General features: G+C 62.9%; 13 protein-coding genes. 4 read left to right on the forward strand and 9 right to left on the reverse strand.

What is annotated here, in order from left to right; all coding sequences use genetic code 11:
- The first annotated feature begins 68 nt into the window (after window positions 1-68).
- Entirely contained in the window at window positions 69-482 is a 414-nt protein-coding gene (locus HL652_RS13655; RefSeq protein WP_171705828.1) for a hypothetical protein, read from the forward strand.
- Between the two features lie 222 nt (window positions 483-704).
- Here HL652_RS13655 and HL652_RS13660 read toward each other — a convergent pair whose 3' ends face one another.
- The 3 genes from HL652_RS13660 to HL652_RS13670 all read right to left on the reverse strand — a co-directional run bounded on the left by HL652_RS13660 (window position 705) and on the right by HL652_RS13670 (window position 5,494).
- Entirely contained in the window at window positions 705-2,537 is a 1,833-nt protein-coding gene (locus tag HL652_RS13660; protein ID WP_171705829.1) for a DUF4012 domain-containing protein, read from the reverse strand.
- 74 nt (window positions 2,538-2,611) lie between these two features.
- Window positions 2,612-4,087: a malate:quinone oxidoreductase gene (locus tag HL652_RS13665; RefSeq protein WP_253743280.1), complete on the reverse strand. Its 1,476-nt coding sequence runs from the start codon at window positions 4,085-4,087 to the stop codon at window positions 2,612-2,614.
- A 90-nt stretch (window positions 4,088-4,177) separates the two neighbouring features.
- Entirely contained in the window at window positions 4,178-5,494 is a 1,317-nt protein-coding gene (locus tag HL652_RS13670; RefSeq protein WP_171707349.1) for a UDP-glucose dehydrogenase family protein, read from the reverse strand.
- Between the two features lie 221 nt (window positions 5,495-5,715).
- Here HL652_RS13670 and HL652_RS13675 point away from each other — a divergent pair, with 221 nt between their 5' ends.
- Window positions 5,716-6,627, forward strand: a complete 912-nt coding sequence (locus HL652_RS13675; RefSeq protein ID WP_253743281.1) for an NAD-dependent epimerase/dehydratase family protein — start codon at window positions 5,716-5,718, stop codon at window positions 6,625-6,627.
- Between the two features lie 57 nt (window positions 6,628-6,684).
- Here the strand turns inward: HL652_RS13675 and HL652_RS13680 are convergent, their stop codons facing one another.
- The 6 genes from HL652_RS13680 to HL652_RS13705 form a co-directional block, all read right to left on the reverse strand.
- Entirely contained in the window at window positions 6,685-7,878 is a 1,194-nt protein-coding gene (locus HL652_RS13680; RefSeq protein WP_171705831.1) for a glycosyltransferase family 4 protein, read from the reverse strand.
- Window positions 7,872-9,215 carry a nucleotide sugar dehydrogenase gene (locus HL652_RS13685; protein WP_171705832.1) on the reverse strand — a complete coding sequence of 448 codons (1,344 nt, stop codon included), beginning with the start codon at window positions 9,213-9,215 and terminating at the stop codon, window positions 7,872-7,874. Before HL652_RS13685 ends, HL652_RS13680 begins: the two co-directional genes overlap by 7 nt.
- An 84-nt stretch (window positions 9,216-9,299) precedes the next feature.
- On the reverse strand, window positions 9,300-11,381 hold the full coding sequence (locus HL652_RS13690) for an acyltransferase family protein (protein WP_171705833.1): 2,082 nt from the start codon (window positions 11,379-11,381) through the stop codon (window positions 9,300-9,302).
- Window positions 11,382-11,415: 34 nt separating this feature from the next.
- Entirely contained in the window at window positions 11,416-11,577 is a 162-nt protein-coding gene (locus tag HL652_RS13695) for a hypothetical protein (RefSeq protein WP_171705834.1), read from the reverse strand.
- Between the two features lie 47 nt (window positions 11,578-11,624).
- Window positions 11,625-13,703, reverse strand: coding sequence for an acyltransferase family protein (locus tag HL652_RS13700; RefSeq protein ID WP_171705835.1), 2,079 nt, complete (start codon window positions 13,701-13,703; stop codon window positions 11,625-11,627).
- A gap of 30 nt (window positions 13,704-13,733) precedes the next feature.
- Window positions 13,734-15,821 carry an acyltransferase family protein gene (locus tag HL652_RS13705; RefSeq protein ID WP_171705836.1) on the reverse strand — a complete coding sequence of 696 codons (2,088 nt, stop codon included), beginning with the start codon at window positions 15,819-15,821 and terminating at the stop codon, window positions 13,734-13,736.
- Between the two features lie 185 nt (window positions 15,822-16,006).
- Here HL652_RS13705 and HL652_RS13710 point away from each other — a divergent pair, with 185 nt between their 5' ends.
- Entirely contained in the window at window positions 16,007-17,764 is a 1,758-nt protein-coding gene (locus HL652_RS13710; protein ID WP_171705837.1) for a hypothetical protein, read from the forward strand.
- On the forward strand, window positions 17,764-19,941 hold the full coding sequence (locus HL652_RS13715) for an acyltransferase family protein (RefSeq protein WP_171705838.1): 2,178 nt from the start codon (window positions 17,764-17,766) through the stop codon (window positions 19,939-19,941). The genes HL652_RS13710 and HL652_RS13715 overlap by 1 nt, the downstream gene beginning before the upstream one ends.
- Window positions 19,942-19,944 lie beyond the last annotated feature (3 nt).

The raw sequence follows: 19,944 nt of genomic DNA on the forward strand, positions 1-19,944 counted from the left end.
GGGTCGTTGAACCCGACCACTGTTGACCTCGCCGAGGGTTAGCAGTCCGACCCGAAGGACTTTCAGCCATGCCTTTCGCTGAGATAGCCGCAGCCGCGCTACTGCCCGCGATGATCGCTGCGCCCACCACCTCTCCTTTTCAGCCCGATGCGCCGCCGAACCAAGGGCTCGAATGGGTCTTGACGGCGGAAGGGCCCCAGATCAGCGTTGAGATGGAAGATGCCAAAGACGTGCGAATCGTAATCGACACAGACAACAACCTGAAAGTAACGGCCGTCGGCGGAGTGTGGACCGGCGTCGTTATGGAGCCCGGCAGGACCGTTGTGGAGGACGACAACGGAATTGAAGAGGAATCCGTACGTTTCCCGGTCTCACTTCGCCAAGGCGACGTCGGGTTTCCTGGTGCCGCTAAGGCCACCTTGTATCTCGACGGGAACGCCATCGGCTCCGACGAGATCCGAGTGGGTGGCGTAACGTACTGAAGGCCGCAAAACCGACCCAATCTCGCAGACCGAAATTAAGCGAGGCGGGATTCCGCGGTTGAGTGTTGTGCAGACTCGTCACCGCGGAATCCCACGCCGAGGGCTGACGACCAACTCGTACCGAGCAGGAAACCCCGGGTCAATGTTATAGGGAGTTAATTGACTCGACGAGTGCCTGTGTGGGGCTACGACCTCTCGGGACTCAAAGTCGGCCGGCCAATGTCAGCAAGAGAACTCAAGTTCGGTGACTTCCGGCTGGTACAACATAGGGGCCACGAGGGTGTTGACCTGCTTCGGGCTCAGATCAGATACATCGATGTCCACGACGGCCGTCTCGGTTTGACCAGGTGCAGTCTGGATCACGGCGCGCGCGACGGGATAGTCCACGTCTGACCCAATGTAAGAGTCCTCTTGCGACGTTGTTCCTGAAATCCCGAGGACTTGAGACCCTACTGGCGCGTACACGTAGGCAAAGATCCGAAGATCCCCCCGAGGAATGCGAAAAGCGTTGTTTCCCGTCCCAGTGATGAAAAGAGAGGTGTCTTCAACGGCGCCCGGTTGCAGGACATTCGTGGCATCCACCTGCACGCGAAGGATACGGCGCCCGTCGGCGCATTGTTGTTGTCCCACGGAGATCCCCGTCCGAAGGTAGTAGTCCATCTTGCCTCCGAGATAGTCGCTCGCGTAAACACCTATCTCGTGGGCGGCCTCCGTCTCCGCTGGCATGCGTCCCTGCAGTCCAGCTTCAACAGCAAGACCCTGGATAGTTTCATCGATGCTTGAAACAAGCAGACGCCTCTCACCTCCTGCCCGCTGAACGGCGGTCACAAATTTCTCGATATCTACATCTCCGTTCATGATCGTCGAGAACATAGTGCTGGCCGCCCCGGCGAAGTAGGCGTCCTGCGCATCGGCGTCATCCGAGAACTGCTGGTAGACGCGGTTCATGAGGATATCGATCGCGTTTTCCTCCGTTAGAGAGCTGCCATCGGGCAACGTAATCGGGCCGGTTGCGCCCAGGATGTATGAGAGAGCATTCGGATCAATGAATATGACAGTATCCGGTGCTATGCCGCGCTGGTTTTGCCACATCGCGCGCGTGAGATTGGCAGCAACATCAACCCGAGGGGTGAGGGTGTTGTTCTGACTCTGCAACCCAAAGGGAACCAAGAACAACTCACGCGCAGCGCGACCGACTTGAGCATTCGCAAACTCCTCTGACTCGAACTCGAAGTCGCGCCCAGTGGTCTGCTGCGCAATACTTACGCGGCCTTGGTCCGCCGTGATGAGTATTTGAGCTCCAGCGATACCTCCGAGCGGGCGCGCCTCAGCTGAGTTCTCAAACACCAACAGATAATTGCGAGTGCCCTCGCCCCCTAGCAATCCTGGCAACACTGGCGCAAGAGATTTCGCTGTTGCGATAGCTGGCTCGACCTCGCCCACCAGGTCGTTGATTTCGTCGACAGCATTTCTAACTGGTGCTACGAGGGAACTCGTGTCAATTGCTGAAACAGATGCTCTCGCGCTCGTGAGCGCACTGCCAGCGGTGTCAAGAACCGGTAAAACTGATTGAATCGCATCAAGATTGACGGCGCCGTCTACCGGCTTGAAAACTTCTGGGGAGAGAGTGTCGCCTAGCGCCACTGCAGGGAGCACCGCGTTGTCCACCACATTCGCTACGCTTTCGGTGATGGTTCGCACGGCGACTAGGTTTTGGCCAAACTCTGGCACCAGTTCGCCCAGGGCCCAGGCGGGCCCTCCAACGGCGTCTCGAGCAGCATCGACATGTTCCTTGAGCTGATCCGCATCCTCTTGCGCTGAGGCGGCCTCTCCGACCAACACCTTTTCTTTGATCGATGAGAGTAGGGGGCGAGCGGCTTCGAGTTCGTTTTTTACGGTGAGGGCATTGAGACCCACCCAGGCGACACCGCCCACAATTGCTAGCAAGAGGATAAGGATGCTACCTACGACCCACGGCCACCGTCTACGTCGCCCACGCTTCCGCGGTGCCTGTGCTGCTCGGTCAGATCGGCGCGTGCGGGTGTCGTCGGTCATTCGGTCATTCTATTCAGCCTCGCGTAATGACGTCTGACGAAAGGTCGAGCGGCCGGCCACACGTGACGAGATCGTCATCGATCGAGTTCGAGCGCCTTCGCCGTCGCAGCGAGAGATTGTTCGCTGGCCTCGCGGTCAGTATTGAGCGCCCTGCCGAACGAAGGGATCATGGAGGCCAAGATTGACCTCCAGTCTGGGAATCTGTCAGGGAAGCACCGCTTGAGCACGTCGATCATGATTGGGACGGCCGTTGATGCTCCGGGTGAGGCACCCAGCAGACCCGCAATAGACCCGTCCGCCGATGTGATGACTTCCGTGCCGAACTGCAACACACCACCTCGGTTGCTGTCCTTCTTCATCACTTGCACTCGCTGGCCGGCGGTAATGAGGTACCAATCTTCAGCTCGAGCCGTGGGCATAAATTCCCGTAACGCTTCGAGCTTCTTTTTCTTCGTAGCCAATAGTTCGCCGATGAGGTACTTCATCAAATCGAAGTTATCGCGCGCGACAGCGAGCATCGGCCCGAGGTTGTGTAGGCGTATGGAGCCAGGGAGATCGAGCCAGGAACCGCTCTTGAGAAATTTAGGGCTGAAACCGGCGTATGGACCGAAGAGCAGCGAAGAACGGCCATCTACCACTCGGGTGTCAAGATGAGGGACAGACATCGGCGGCGCTCCGACCGACGCTTTCCCGTACGCCTTCGCATTGTGTTCGGCGACGACGGCAGGGTTGTCGGTGCGGAAGAACATTCCACTGATAGGAAACCCCCCGAATCCCTTGACTTCCGGGATGCCAGATTTCTGCAGGAGCGGCAATGCGTGGCCACCGGCCCCGACGAAGACAAACTTGGCGTTGACCGTATACGGAGTGTTCCCAACTAACTCGCGAACCCCAACGTTCCACGTTTGATCCTTCTGCCTCTTCAAACTGCGCACCTCCGTTTCGAGCCTGAGATCAGCGCCCGAACCGGTGAGATAATCGAACAAGTTGTGAGTCAGCGCGCCGAAGTCCACGTCAGTGCCGCTCTCGACACGGGTCGCAGCGATCGGCTCGTCTTTTGCCCGGTTGCGCACCAGTAGCGGAGCCCATCGGTAGATCACCGACGGGTCATCGCTGAATTCAATTCCTTCGAAGAGCGGCTCGGTCTTCAACAGTTCATAGCGTCGGCGCAGGTAGTCAACGTTCGCTTCACCACGCACGAACGTCATATGCGGAGTTGGATTGATGAATTGCGCGGGTTCGGGCAGCACACCATCTTGAACCAGCGAGGACCAGAACTGACGGCTGACCTGGAACTGTTCGTTGATACCGACGGCTTTCGATGGATCCAGGCTGCCATCGGGCGCCTCAGGCATGTAATTCAATTCAGCCAAGGCTGCATGACCCGTGCCAGCGTTGTTCCAGGGATTCGAGCTCTCCAACGCGACATCACTCATGCGTTCAAAAATCAAAATTGACCAGCTTGGCTCCAGCCGCCTGAGCATGGTACCTAGGGTTGCACTCATGATGCCCCCACCGATCAGGACGACATCCACTTTCTTTGTGCTCACGGTGCCTAGTTTACGCCGGTTGTATACACGTCTCCGACCGATTAGTAGAGCAAAATTTCAACTTCTTGCCAGGACGGGTCGCCATCTAGGTCAGGGGCGACCCATCGCACGATATGTCCAGCCGGCGTCGCGCCATTGGGCCGAGTCGAGGACATTTCGCCCATCGATAATCTGCTTACCCGCGACAAGACCCTCGATCTGCTGTGGAAGAATGCTCCTGTATTCTTTCCATTCAGTCAGAAGCAACACGATCTCCGCATCTTCAACAGCCTCAGCGACGGTGTCGACGAAGTGCAATTGCGGGTGTTTGGCGTGAGCGTTCTGGATCGCTTCCGGGTCCGTTGCTCTCACTATCGCGCCAAGGCCGTTGAGCTGCACAGCGATGTCGAGGGATGGGGAGTCCCGAATGTCGTCCGATTCCGGTTTAAAGGCAAGGCCAAGCACTGCGACACGCTTTTCGAAAGCTTTTCCGCCGAGCATCTCGACGACGAGGTCAACGACGTGCTGACGACGACGAAGATTGATTGCATCGACTTCCTTCAGGAACGCAAGAGACTCACCGCGGCCGAGTTCTTCAGCGCGGGCGCCGAACGCTCGAATGTCCTTCGGTAGGCAGCCTCCTCCGAAGCCGATACCCGCGTTCAAAAAGCGGCGACCAATGCGCGTGTCGAAACCGATCGCATCCGCGAGTTCGGTGACGTTGCCGCCCGTGACCTCAGCAATCTCCGCGATCGCGTTGATAAATGAGATTTTCGTGGCAAGAAAGGCATTGGCCGAAACCTTGACTAGTTCGGCAGTGGCGTAGTCAGTGACCACGAGCGGCGTCTGCTCATTGAGTGCCTTCGCGTAAACCTCATTGAGCAGAGCTCGAGATTTACCGGCCACCTCTGGGTCGGGCGATACGCCATAGACCAGTCGATCAGGAGAGATCGTGTCCTGGACTGCAAAACCCTCGCGCAGGAACTCCGGGTTCCAAGCCAAGTTTGCGCCGGGGGCCGAGTCCTTCACCTTCGCGGCAAGTCGAGATGCCGTACCCACTGGCACGGTGGACTTGCCTACGACAAGGTCGCCATCCTGCAGATACGGAAGCAATCCGTCGACGGCAGCGTCTACGTAGGTCATATCTGCGCTATAGGAGCCGGGCTTCTGCGGCGTTCCGACAGCGACGAAGTGAACTGTTGCGCCTTTGACTGCAGCCATATCCGTCGAGAAGGTGAGTCTACCGGAGGCGCTGGCGGAGGTGAGAATCTCTGGCAGTCCCGGCTCAAAGAACGGAGCTTGGCCGCTGGCGAGCGCGTCGATCTTGCGCTCGTCGACATCGATGCCCACTACATCGTGGCCGAGCTCAGCCATAGCCGCTGCATGAACCGCGCCAAGATAGCCGCAACCGATGACTGAAATTTTCATGAATCCCCCAACCCGAACGTGCGCCATTAGCGGAGCACCTGACAAATATTCCGACAGATTCTCGACGTCCTCGATAACGCTCGAGCGATTCGATTCTTTCATACTCACCCCCTCCTGCATGCCCGCTGCACGCGACAGGTCAATCTGCCCTCGTAGGATTGCGGAGGACGAGAAGGGTGACTCATCACATGAAGGCTTTCATAACTGGAATTGCGGGGTTCGTGGGCAGCACGCTGGCGAAGCGGCTGGTTGCCGACGGTCACGAGGTAGCCGGGATCGACGCGCTCACCGATTACTACGATCCGGCGATCAAGCGCGCGAACCTCGACGCCATCGGTCGCACTCGATTCACGTTCTTCGAGCAAGACATCAATACAGCCGATCTGGAAGCCCTGCTCGATGGGGTCGACGTGATCTTCCACCAGGCCGGGCAGCCCGGCGTGCGCAGTTCGTGGGGCGACGAGTTCTCGATCTATACCTCGGCGAACGTTCTGGCGACGCAGAAGCTGCTCGAGGCCGCGAAGAACCTCGGCACCATTAAGAAGTTCGTTTACGCCTCCTCGTCGTCGGTCTACGGCAACGCGGAGCGTTACCCGACGCTCGAGACCGACCGGCCTCAGCCGATCAGCCCCTATGGGGTCACCAAGCTGGCCGCCGAGCACCTGGTCACTTTGTACGGCGTAAACTTCGGCATTCCGACGGTTTCACTGCGCTACTTCACCGTGTACGGTCCCGGGCAGCGCACAGATATGGCCTTTACTCGCTTCGTCAAGGCCGCTTGGCTCGGCGAGACAATCTCGCTGTACGGAACCGGCGAACAGATCCGCGACTTCACATTCGTCGATGATGTCGTCGAAGCGAATGTTCGAGCAGGTTTCGGCCAATCCGTTCCCGGCGCGGTATACAACGTGGCCGGCGGCAGTAACGTCTCAATGCTCGAGGTCATCGACCTGATCGATCGTATCTCCGGCAAGCCGCTAAAAGTCGATCGGCTGCCAGGTGTGGCCGGTGACGTCTTCCGCACCGGCGGCAGCACCGAGAAGATCCTCAGCGAGCTCGGCTGGTCGGCGCAGACCCCGCTCGAGGACGGCCTCCGCCGCCACTACGAGTGGGCGCAGGAAGCCTTCCGCTGAGAACGTCCAAGGGCGGCTGCCGCCGGTAGAACCGGATACAGCCGCCCTTGGACGTTCTTAGCGGTTGGTGAGCCGATCGAAGACCGACAGATAGGACACGCTCTGGAAGCGCCAGTCGAGGACGTTCTCGGCGCGTTCGCGACCGGCCCTGCTCATTTGCGCCATCTGTTCCGGCTCATCAAGTAGCGCAAGCAGCGCGTTGCCGTAGGCGACAGGAGTAGCAGGAGTGACGTAGATCGCCGCTTCTCCCGCGCTGAACCGCGTCTCTTTCAAGTCGAAGGCGATCACGGGCAGCCCGAACGCCATGTACTCCATCGTCTTGTTCATGGTGCTGACGTCGTTGAGTGGGTTAGGGGGGTCGGCGCTCAATCCGATATCCGCAGACGACAGGTAGCGGAAGAGTTCCTCGTCGCTGACCCGGCCGGGCATGTAGACGTAGTCGTCGAGTCCCAGCTCGGTGACGAGCGCGCGCAGATTGGTGTACTCGTCCCCTTTGCCCAGCACCGAGAATGAGATGTCGTCGCGCCTCTTCTCGTGCACGATGTAGTCGATCATGCGGATGACGATGTCGACGCCGTCCTGTGGGCCCATTACGCCGTGGAAATGCACGAGGTGGGAGCGGCCGCGCCTAGCCGCCAGATCAGCCTCACCGGGCTTCAGCACCGTGGTGTCTGGACCGGTGCGCACGACGGTCACCCGCTCAGCGGGAACCTTTCCACGGGTACGGGCGACTTCAGCGTACGATTCGTTCGTGACGATAGTCTCTTTAGCGGTCTTGTAGGTAGCACGCTCGAGCAACTTCAGTCCGGTGTAGAAGCCGCCGCGCTTGTTGAAGCGCGACTCGTACACTTCGGGGTTTAGGTCGTGCTGGTCGAATACGAAGATGCTGCCGCGGATCCGCATGATTAGCCCGATGAGCCAGAACGTGTCGGGCGGATTGCAAGACTGAATGACCGCCGGCACGCCACGCTGGCGTGTGACCTTCATTGTGAGGAAGAAGGTTCGGATCCAGCAGTACACGAATTCCCAGAGGAAGCTCGCGATCGACGAGGTCTCCTTCGGCGGCCTGTACTTGTAGAGATGTACCCCCTCATGCAGTTCGTACGCGGGGTCTCCCGGGGCGGCCGGCGTGATTGCCGCCACCCGGTAGCCGTTGTCGCGCAGCGATTTGCACTCCAGCCATACCCGGCGGTCCCCCGGGAGCGGGAGGTTCTGCACCAGGATGAGGACGAGCGGAGCCTCGTTCACCATGCGGCACCCGTGTACGCGTGCACCGGCGACCCGGGCACGTTGCGCGCTTTCAGGGCGTCTTCGTAGCGCACCGGGATGAGACCGGAGAGGTCGACCACCGGAACTGTCGAGTGCGCCACAACGTGGTCGAGCTCCTCCGGCAGATGAGTCCCGATGAGTACCAGTTCGGCACCCTCGAGCGCCTCATCGATTGTCGTGGTGAGCACCTCGGCGTGCGACGGCAGGATGCTCTCAACGTAGGAGCGATTCGCGCCGATCAGCTTGTCGACCTGGATGATCGGGTCGTACGCCGAGACCGTCACGCCCTCTTCTATCAGCCGGGCGGCCAGGGCCAGGAACGGGCTCTCGCGCACGTCGTCAGTGGAGGGCTTGAAGGTGACGCCGATCTGGGCCACGCGGCTCACGCCGCGCTCGCGCACGAGGTCGACGATCTTCTCGATGTGCGCCTTGTTCGACACCGTAAGGCTGTCGATCAGCGGGAGGTCGACGCCCACCGTCTTGGAGTGGAACTGCACGGCCTTGACGTCTTTCGGGAGGCAGGAGCCTCCGAACGCGAAGCCGGGCTTGAGGTACCGCGGCGAGATGTTGAGCTGGCGGTCCTCGACGAAGATCTTCATCACCTCGCGGGCGTCGATGCCGCTCGCGTCGCAGAATCGACCAATCTCGTTGGCGAAGGTCACCTTCACCGCGTGGAACACGTTCGAGGAGTATTTGAGCGCCTCGGCAACACCCGTGGTCACGATGCGCGGGGGCACATCGATGAACTCCAGCAGGGCGGAGGGGCGCTCGGCGGCGACCTCGGACTCAACGCCTATCACCGTGAACGGCGGGGCGTAGAAGTCGGCGATCGCGGTGGATTCCCGTAGGAACTCCGGGCAGAAGGCGACGAAGAAGTCGGCGCCCTCGACCTTGCCCGAGGCCTCTTCGAGCCACGGGATAATCTGATCGCGCGTCGTGCCCGGGAGCACGGTGCTGCGCAGCATGATCGTCAGTGGGCTGGTGCGCTCGCGGATGCGGCTACCGATCTGCTTGGCAACCGACTCGACGTAGACAAGGTCGAGCTCGCCCTCCGCCGTCGAAGGCGTGCCCACGCAGATGATCGCGATGTCGACGTCATCGACCGCCGCGACATCGGTCGTGGCGGTCAGCCGCGACTCGCCGTGCACCTTGGCCATCAGTTCTTGGAGGCCCGGCTCCACGAGGGGCGTGAGCCCGTTGTTGACCGCCTCCACCTTCTCGACCGACGGATCGATGCCGACTACGACGTTTCCAGCATCAGCCACGCACGCCGCGGTGACGCAACCCACGTAACCCAGCCCGAGTACGGCAACTCTCATTCTTCCCCCTGCAATTTCAGAACTGTGGCTGAGACGTCGTCGGCTCGAACTCAAATAGTAGTCGACCTTCGTTTCGGTCTCGTGTCACGCAGCGGGTATAGCGGCGAGCAGACCCTCGTCGACCAGCATCTCACGCATGGCCGGGGCGATGTGCCGCGCGTAGTCGGCCGTGAGATGCCGCTGGTCGTAGCGCATCGGAAGTGTGCCGGCGAACGCCGGACACTCGCCGGAGCGGCTGCACGCGAGCTGGGTGGAGCCAACGAACACCCCGCCGCCGGTCGCCAGCTTCGCCTCCATGAGCGACTCGTACTCCTTGTACTCGCGCGACACATCCGTCATGCAGTCGGCAGGTGAGGAAAGCGGGCCGTAGCAGGCCGTCAGTTCCTTGCCGACCGGAGGGCCGGGGAAGTAGACCGTCCTCGTCGCGTCATTGGCGAACCGGCCCGACCAGCCGACCGTCGCGTCGACCATGTCGGACATCGCGACCTTCGACCCGTCCGCGGCGACGGCGTTGCCGATGACGTTCGTGACGAAGACGAGCTGCGGCGCCGCGGCAGCGATCGCGGCGGCAACCTCTGCCTTGCGCTCGGGGCACGACTCGGCGACACCCGCCCCGGTGTTCTTTAGTTCGAGTTCGACGAACGGGCAGCCGTAGAGCCCGATGGTCGTCACCGCGATCTGATCGCCGCTGGTCTCGGCCAGCTCGATGAAGGCCGGAGCGTACGACATCGCCGTCGAATCCCCGACGAGGAAGGCCCGGGTCGGCGCAGCGGGGTTCCCGAACGTGCACGCTGAGATGTCGGGCATCGTACCCGGAGCGAAGCAGCCCAGCGCCGGGTTGCCCTCGGAGCCCTGCGCCATAGCCTCGTCCATCGTAGGCGAGAGGTTCGCGGGCCACTCGCTGGCGAGTCGCCCGGTCGAAATCTCGCGCTCCAGTGCCGCCAGAGCACTCACCGGCTGCGCGCCGGCGGTCGAGGTCGGAGGGACATAGGTGTAGGCCGGAGCGGAGGCGTCGTCGGGGGTCGAGGGATCGAAGATCAGCGCGGGCACGACGACGAGCAGCGTGGCGGCGATCAACACGCTCAACCCGCCGATCTTGTACGTGTTCTTCCAACGGAGGCGCCAGTCCTTCCACGCCCGTTCCCGCGAGCTGCGGGAACGATAGGCGTCCCAGAGCGGCGACTTGTGAATCGGAGCCTCGATCAGGTAGTACGACGCCGCCGCGAGCCCGAGCATCAAGACGACGGTCAGCCCGTAGAACAGCGGGGACGGCTCCATCAGCGTGCCGATGATCACGATCAGCGGGAAGTGCCACAGGTAGAGTGAGTAGGAGATGTCGCCGACCCAAGTGGTCCCGCGGTTCGTCAGCGGCCAGAGGAATCGTTGCTGACCCCCGGTACCGCCGACGATGACCAGTGCCGTCATGAGAACCGGCAGCAGGGCCCAGGGCGCAGGAAAGGGCAGACCGTCGTTGATCACGAAGAGCGACGCGATGATGCCGATCAGGCCGACCCAGCCGAGCACCGGCCGGAGAGCCTGCGGGATCTTGCCCCACCACGGCGAGGCGATGGCCACCAGGGCGCCGATGCCGAGTTCCCAGGCACGGGTGAAGGTCGAGAAGTAGGCCAACGAGGGATTGGTCGCGGTCTCCCAGAGGGCCCACCCGAACGAGGCGACGACGATGACACCCATCAAAATGCCCGTGACTGCGCGTCGGTTGTTGAACCGGCTGCGCTTTGAAGCGATGAAGAGCACGCCGAGCATGAGCCAGGGCCAGACGAGGTAGAACTGCTCCTCGACCGAGAGCGACCAATAGTGCTGCAGCGGAGAGACGGCCGTCGTGGCCTGGAAGTAGTCGGTGTCCTGTAGCGCGAACCGCCAGTTCGCCGAGAAGAGGAAGGCCCAGACGGCGTCCCAGAGGGTGGCCCAGTACCGTGTCGCGTTGAAGACGATCGACGACGCCGCCACTGTCGCGATGAGCACCACGGTCGCGGCGGGGACGATGCGCTTGATGCGGCGACGGTAGAAGCCGACGAACGATATGTGGTTGGTCTTCTCGTGCTCGCGCAGCAGGATGCCAGTGATCAGAAAGCCGGAGATGACGAAGAAGACGTCGACGCCGACGAACCCGCCCGAGGGCCAGAACACCAAGTGATCGAGGATCACCGCGACGACCGCGAGCGCCCTCAGCCCCTGGATGTCAGGACGGAACGTGCTCTTCCTGCGCGCGGCAGCGCTGCCCGACCCTCTGGACCTGCTCGACGTCGACGAATGCCCTGATCTGCTGGACGAACGGCGTGAACGTCCCCTGGTGAATATCGCCCCACTTGGCATCGATGCCTCCCCCGGCCTCGAACGACATGGTACTGGGTGGCGACACCTGTAGTCATATCGGTGCTGGGAGGCACCTCAATCGACTGCGTCGAGCAGCTCCGGCTCGATGAAGTCGGCCAAGGAACCGGAGAAGGTCGCGGTGAAGTGGTGCTGGTCCCGCCAGACCACGACTCCGCCGATCTCTGCGGGTACGGAACCGTCGACGATGAAATGCTCACTTAGGTCGACGACCTCCGAACCGGGCACGAGCAAGGACGCCTGATCGTAGACGGACAACTCCTCCCGATTGACGGGCGCCGCAGGACAGTCCGCCAGGTCGAGCCGTGAAGCATAAATGCACCTATACAGTTCGGGCGTGATGCCGGGGGTGTCCTCGATAGCGATGACCTCCGCACCGGCCTCGACCGCACCGGCCCAGGCCTCGCCGAACCCGTCGATCGAGTCCTCCATAGAAGCCTCCCCACCCGGCTCCGCCGTGAACAGGGAATTCGCGAAGTACGACGTGACGACGACGTCGAAATCCCCGGCAGCGACCACCTCGCTGACGTTCTCATTCCATTCCGAGCACGAGTCGATGGCGGCGGATTCCCCTTCGCGCACCGAGGCGCTCCAAGCGCACGAGGACTTGTAGAAGGTGGTGAGTTCCCAGCCCTGCTCACGGGAGACCTCCTCCACGGCCGGGAACCAGGATGCGGCGTGCGAGTCCCCGATCAGCGCCACCTTCGTCTCCGAGCCCAGGTCGCCGAACTCACAGCTCTTGAGCTCAGCACTGCGCGGCCCCGTCTGGCAGCGGTCGCCGTAGATGGCCGGCAAGTCGTTGATCGCGAGCACGGGCGGCAGCACCTCGCCGAGGTCGTCACAGGCTCCAGCCGGGCCGGCGGCCGAAGCCATCGCGCCGACGCACTCCGGCTCGGATTGCTGTACGACCGCGAGAGCCTGCTCGGCCTGTCCCTTCACTGCCGAGACGCCTGCAAGGCCCCCCGCAGCCACCAGGGCGACCGCGGCCGAAGCGGCGACGGCGAAGCCGAACGAACGGCGAGAGGACTTGATCCAGGCTCCCGTTCGCACCGGATCTTCGATGTAACGCTTCGTCGCTGTCGCGAGTGCCACGGTGAGGGCAAGCACCACAAGCGGCGCCCACCACGGTGATTCCACTCCGGTCAGCAGCTCAAACGCGAACGGGAAGAGCACGATCAAGGGCCAGTGCCAGAGATAGATCGAGTACGAATTGTCGCCCACGAACTGGATCGCGCGGCGGCGCATCAGCCACGAGGGACTCCATACGGCAGTCGATGCCCCCGCGAGGATGACCAGTGCTGCGCCTGCAACGGGAACGATTGCGATCCAGCCTGGGAACGGGGTGCTCTCGGTGAGGACGGCCGACGATCCCAGCACTGCTAGCAACCCGGCCCACGATGCCCCGGCTCGTAGGTGGCGGTTGCGGATAATGTTGGCCGGCACCAGGGCCACCAGACCACCGAACGCGAACTCCCATGCGCGGGTGAACGTGGCGAAGTAGGCGATCGACGGAAGCGCCCGGGTGACGAGCACACTCGCCGCGAAACAAACGACCACGATCACGGCCAGCATCACCAGCACCGAGACCCGCGACGAACGCCGTAGTCGCATGCCGACAGCAACGGCGACCACCATCAGCAGAGGCCAGACGATGTAGAACTGCTCCTCGACAGAGAGCGACCAGTAATGCTGTACCGGACTCGCCAGATTGTCGGCGGCAAGGTAGTCAACACTGTCGACCGCGAGCAGCCAGTTCTCGACGTAGAAGCCGGAGGCGATGGTCTCGCGGAACGCCTGCGACCAGAGGGCGGCGGGTGCGAAGGCGAGTGTCAGCAGCGCGGTGACCACGAGCACGAGGAGGGAGGCCGGGAGCAGTCGACGGATTCGGCGCGCCCAGAACCGCCCGAGCCGGATGCGGCCGTTGCCATTCTCCTGCTCACGCAGCAGATGCCCGGTGATCAGGAAGCCAGATATGACGAAAAAAACGTCGACCCCGACATAACCGCCGTGCAAGACACTCGCAGGCCAAAGGTGGTAGACCACGACGAGAGCCACCGCGAGCGCCCGGAGAGCCTGAATATCGAAGCGGAACGCTTGGCGGCTGCCTGCTCCGACGGTCTTGGTCTCCTGGGTCATGTGTCTCCTCTGTCCCTGCAATTGATGCGACTACCGGGCGGCTTCGTAATCCGAGATCGCCTTCCCGAGATAGGGTGCCAGCGTGCTCGCGAAGGTAGCCGTGAGGTGACCTCGATCGCGATAGACCTTCACGCCCCCGATGACGAGCGGGCACTCCGTCTCGTCGCAGTAGTAGGCAGTGAGATCGATCGGAAGAGCTCCAGGAAGGTCCGTCGCCGCTGCGATCACGAGATCACGATCGTCCAGCGCCTTTGAGCGCGGAACCGAGCACGATCGGGCATCACCCGGGCGGTACTCGCACTTCAGTTGCTCGGTAGTCTCCAGAACGGGATTGTCGGCGATCGCCAGGATGGTCGTGCCGCGCTCGATCATCGGCGCCCACGCCTCGCGGAAACCCTCGATACCCGCCTCGTCGCTCGGATTACCCTGGTCATCGAGGAAATGTGACTTGACGGCGGAGTAGGCATTCAGCGAATAATCGTAGGGCGGCTGCTCAGCAAGGCGTTGTTGTAGCTTCTCGCCCCATTCAAGGCATGAGTCGCGCTCTGTCTCAGAGTCGTCCAGCCGTGGGGCGGTGTTGAAGACGCAGCCGTTCTTGTAGAAAACGTGCAGCTCCCATCCACGATCGACCGCGATCTTCTCGAATGCGGGGAAGAGAGATGCGGCGTGAGAATTGCCGATCAGCACGACCCGGGTCGACGAACCGACCTGGCCGAAGATGCACTCTTTCAGCTGAGTGCCTGTCGGACTGGTTGCGCAGTCGCTTCCGTCTATCTCCGGTGACCCATCTTCGCCGGCGTCGAGCTCCGGCACGCTCCTCCTCCACGCGAACGTGTGCGCGCAGCCCCCTGGATCAGCCATGGCCGCTGCCCCGAAACACGGATCTCCCGCCGAGGAACGCTCGCGAGCGCTGGCCACATCCGACGCGATCGCGTTGTTGACGGCGGCCAGCGACGCACCGCCGACCAGTGCAGCCACCAGCATCATCGCTACCGGGATCGATGTCCTGACCCAGCTACGTCCCGGCAGCGTGGCTCGACGTGGGCGAAGTAGCGGATCCTCGATGAAACGCTTCGTCAGCCATGCCAGCGCGATCGAGGCACCGATGATGGCCAGGCCAACGAGAAGACTGGGTCGCTCGTCTGTCGTCTCTACCCAGAAGATGAGGATTGGCCAGTGCCACAAATAGATGCCGTAGCCGAGCCCGCCCAGCCAGACGAGTGGGGCAGTCCCCAACAGCCGCTCAGCTCCGAAACGAGTGGATGCGCCGGTACCGGCGACGAGGATCAAAACGGCCGAGACGGTCGGCCAGAGTGCTGCGACTCCCGGAAACTGGGTCGAGACCTGAAGTAGGAACCCGCAGGAGATGATACCGAATAGGCCGATCCAGCCGAGAGGAGTCCGCACCCAAGCCGGAATCCTCAAGCCGGGAAGCACTACCGCGGCGATACTACCGAGACCGAACTCCCAGACCCGGGCGAAGGTGTTGTAGTAGGCCTGGGTCTGATTGCGGTCGACCTCTCGGAGTGAGTAGACGAAGGACACGACGATCGCGAGGAGGAGGACTCCGATCAGAAGCGGTTTGATCGGCCGCTTCCAAACGAATCGCATTGCGATCGCGATCCCGATGAACATCACCGCCCAAATCAGGTAGAACTGGCCTTGCACCGACATAGCCCAGAAGTTCTGCACCGGCGAGTGGAAGTCGTCCTGAGCCAGGTAGTCGATACCCGAGCGGTACAGCTGCCAGTTTTCGACGTACAGGGCGGAGGCGACGACCTCCGTGAACGTCTGTTTCCACTGCGGCGGCCACAGGACAAAGAAGGTGAGCACCGCGACCACAGCGAGCACGATCGCCGAAGACGGGAAGAGCCTGGTCGCCAGTCTGCTCAGGAACGTCCCGGGCCGGATGCGCCCAAAGCGTCGGACGTGGCCCAGCAGTGTCACCGTAGTCAAGAACCCGGCGATCACGAAGAAGACGTCGACTCCGCCTGAGACCCTCCCGAGCCAGATGTGAAAAGTCGCGACGAGCAGGCAGGCGACCGCGCGGATGCCTTCGATCTCAGGTCGGTAGTTCGGAGAATCCTGCTTCTTCGAGCGGCTCCGTTCGAGATCCACCGCAGTCATTGTGCTCCCCCTGGTCACGAATGGTGGCTTTATGCTACCCGGCGGGTGGGCCCAATCGAGCAGTGAGGCGCACTGGGTGAATTCGGAGGGAGGCGTCGGCGATAATCGTCACGGCGAGCTCTACCGCCCCTGAACCTCGATTCCGCCAGCACGCTGCCGTCGACGAAAGGCTCGCCGTGAAGAAGACGATCACCGTTGTCGTGGTGGTCGTCGCGCTGCTCGGACTGTGCCTGGCGGGAGTCGTTGCGGTCCGCGACTGGATGCGAGCGCCGCAGGCGGGGCCCATCTCGAGTGACGACCGGGCGATCGCGTACATCGGCGACTGGTCTCGCGACGACACCGGTGGTGAGCCCGTGCGCTCCGCCGGCGACCCGGCGCAGGCGATCTTCACCTTCCAGGGCGTCGGGATCCAATGGATCGGCTCGATGTCGTCGGACAGCGGGATCAGCGAGGTCTTCATCGACGGCGAGAAGGTCGCGACGGTCGACGGCTACCGCTCGGGCGACGCCACGACGGGGCCGATGTTCACGAGTGCGCTGCTCGACGACGGAGTGCACACGATCCGTGTCACCACGACCGGTGACGCCGACCCCGACTCGACCGGCACGAGAGTGGGCATCACGCGGTTCGTCGTCTTCGAGACGACTCCTCCGCCGGTCATCGCGAGTGTCTCCGCCGACGCGGCCGACGGCGGAGTCGCGATAGCCTGGCCCGCATCCGACGCGCCCCAGGTCGACGGCTACCGGGTGTATCGATCGGACGGGCCGGCGAAGGACTTCGACGTCATCGCTGACCTGGGCACCGATTCGACCGACTACATCGACGACCTATCCTCGGCCAGCACAGCGACGCCGCGCTACTACGTCGTGGCGGTCGACATTGCCGGGCGCGAGTCGCCGATGTCGGAGATCGCCAGCGTCGTGCTACCGCGTCCCGGTGTGCCCAGCTATCGGCAACGCGACGATTGCCCGTCGCCCACCGTCAAGGTGGCGGATGCCTCCGAGTTGCGCAATGCGCTCGCCGACGCCGGTCCGGGCACGGTCATCGGTCTCGCCGACGGCGTCTACTCCGGCACGTTCGAGATCGAGGCGGACGGCACGAGGGACGACCCGATCTGGATCTGCGGATCGAGCGACGCGATCCTCCGCGGAACCAGCGTCAACACCGGGTACGGACTCCACATCGCCGACTCGCACGACGTCATCGCAACTGGCTTCACCGTGACGAACAGCCTCAAGGGGATCATGGTCGACCGGAGCAGCCGCATCACGCTGTCTCAGCTCACCGTCAAGCACGTCGGGAACGAAGCGGTCCACCTGCGGAGCAAGACGACCGACTCGATCCTTGCCGGCAGCTTCATCTCCGACACCGGTCGCCAGACCACCGCCGAGCATCCGGAGTGGGGGGAGGGCGTCTACGTCGGAAGCCATGCCAGCAACTGGTGCTCGCGTGGTTACGCCGGCTGCAAGCCGAACTGCTCGACGTCGACAGAGGGTTGCGAACCCGATGCCTCCGACCGGAACGTGATCGCGGACAACACGATCTTCGACACCACTGCCGAGGCCGTCGACATCAAGGAGGGGGCCCTCAACGGGATCGTCGTCGGCAACGAGATCGACGCCAGCTCGTCCACGGCGACCGAGCGATGGATCGTCGTGCGATCGAACGGCTGGTACATCACCGACAACCACGGGGTCTCCGATCGCGGGGGGAACGGGATACAGATCTATCGCCCTCCGACTCCCGGGTACGGAACGGGTAACGTCGTCTCGGGCAACAGCGCTGACTACGGCTCGTCGCCGAGTGACGAGATCGGCTACTCCGTGATGATCCAGACGAAGGGCAATGTCGTCACGTGCGACAATTCCTATCGGGGAGCGGCCGACATCGCGGCCTCGAACGTTACGTGCGAGACGGGGAGCAGCGATCGGTGATGACGACCAACGTCGAGGGGCGCCATCGCAGCACCTTGACACCCGCACCGTCGGGAACCCGCGGCATCAGGCTCGACATCGAGGGACTCCGTGCCGTCGCGGTGCTGGCCGTGCTGGTGTACCACCTGAAGCCCGAGTGGCTGATGGGCGGCTTCGCCGGAGTCGACATCTTCTTCGTCATCTCCGGCTTCCTCATCACCTCCCACCTGATGCGCGAGGCGGACACCAAGGGCACCATCTCCCTGCGGCAGTTCTACGCGCGGCGCATCATGCGGCTCATCCCCGCCTCGACCCTCGTTCTCGTCACGACGGCTGTCGGTGTCGCCGTCTTCGCCCCGCGCATCTTGTGGAACCAGATCGGCGCCGACATCGCCGCGGCGGCCACGTACTCGCTCAACTGGCTCCTGGCGTCGCGGTCGATCGACTACCTCGCCGAAGACTCGGTCGCCTCACCGGTGCAGCACTTCTGGTCGCTCGGAGTGGAGGAGCAGTTCTATCTGTTCTGGCCGCTCCTGATCATCCTCGCGATCGCTTTCAGTCGTTTCGTGAAACTCGATCGGCGGCGTGCCGCGAGCATTTTCGCCGGCCTCGTGTTCGTCTTCTCGCTCGCCTTCGCCCTTCGGCAGTCCGCCGTCGGCGACGTCTCGGCCTACTTCACCACGACCACCCGGCTGTGGGAACTCGCCGCCGGCGCGCTAGTGGCCCTCAACATCACCGCGATCCGAACCGTGGTTCCCCGCGTGGTGCGCGGCCCGCTCACGCTGATCGGCATCCTCGCCATCGCTTGGACGCTCTTCTTCGTCGATGACAGCTTCTGGCCCGGCCCCGCCACCGTGATCCCGATCGCCGGAATCGCGCTCATCATCCTCGCGGGAGACAACGAGCGGCCGACCATCACCGAGCGCGGACTCTCGCTCGCCCCGATGGTCTGGATCGGTTCCATCTCCTATTCGATATACCTGTGGCACTGGCCGATCATCGTGCTCGCGGGATACGTGTGGACGACGTTGCCCGCGCCGGTCGTGATCGCCATCCCGATTGTGTCGATCGGGCTCGCTTGGCTCACTGCCCGGCTCATCGAATCGCCGCTGCGGTTCGCCCCGTGGTTCAAGAAGCACTCGCTCCGCTCGTTCGGGTTCGGTGCCGCCGCTCTTCTCGTCAGCGTCGCCGCCGGGGCCGCACTGTTCTTCGGCGGCCCGAGCAACATCCTCAAGGCGCCCGATGGCGCCGTCGCCGCGGGAGCGGCCGCGCTGCCCGCCACGATCGACCTCTCCGCACGCACCTCCGCACAGTGGCTCGACGGGGTCGACTGGGCCGTGCCGTCGCCCCTCGAGGCGGTCGACGACGTGCCGGTGATTTACGCCGACGGCTGCCAGCAGGACACCGTCTCGAGCGAACCCGTGAGCTGCACCTACGGCGACACCTCCTCCGATGAGGTCATGGCACTGGTGGGCGACTCGAAAGCAGCCCAGTGGATGCCCGCCCTCTCCGCCATCGCTGAGCAGCACGGCATGCGGTTGGTCACGTACCTCAAGTCGTCGTGCGCCTTCGTCGATGCTCCCATCGAGCGAGACGGCGAGGCCTATGACTCGTGCTCCGACTGGTACGGCACCGTGATGGCTGAGCTCGAAAGCCTCCAGCCCGCAGTCGTCGTCACGAGTCAGGTGAAGGGGCTCGCCTTCGATGCGGCCGATCCCGACGCCGCTGACGAGACCCTGCGTCAAACCATGGTCGACGGACTCGACCGCACCTGGAGCGCCCTGACGGCCCTCGGTTCGTCGGTGGTCGTGATCGGAGACACGCCGCAGGTCGGCGCCAACGTCTACGAGTGCGTCGCCGCGAACGTCGACGAGCTCGACACCTGCTCGTACGACCGCGACGAAGCGATCGAGAAGAGTGCTCTGCCGTCCCAGGAGCTGGCCGCCCAGGCCCTCCAGGGACGCGAGATCGTGGTCGGCGAGCCGACCACTGAACCCGCCGATCCGGGTGAGGCCGGCCCGGTGCTGATCGACATGAACGATGTCATCTGTCCGTCGAGTGAGATGTGCCCCGCGATCGTCGGCAACACCCTCATCTATCGATCCGGCTCGCATATCACGGCGACGTACGTCATGTCTGCGACCGGCCTGCTCGGCGACGCCATGACGGCCGCCGGGGTCTTCGCGCCCCGCAGCTGACGG

This window comes from Herbiconiux sp. SALV-R1 (genome assembly GCF_013113715.1).
Taxonomy (GTDB): Bacteria; Actinomycetota; Actinomycetes; order Actinomycetales; family Microbacteriaceae; genus Herbiconiux.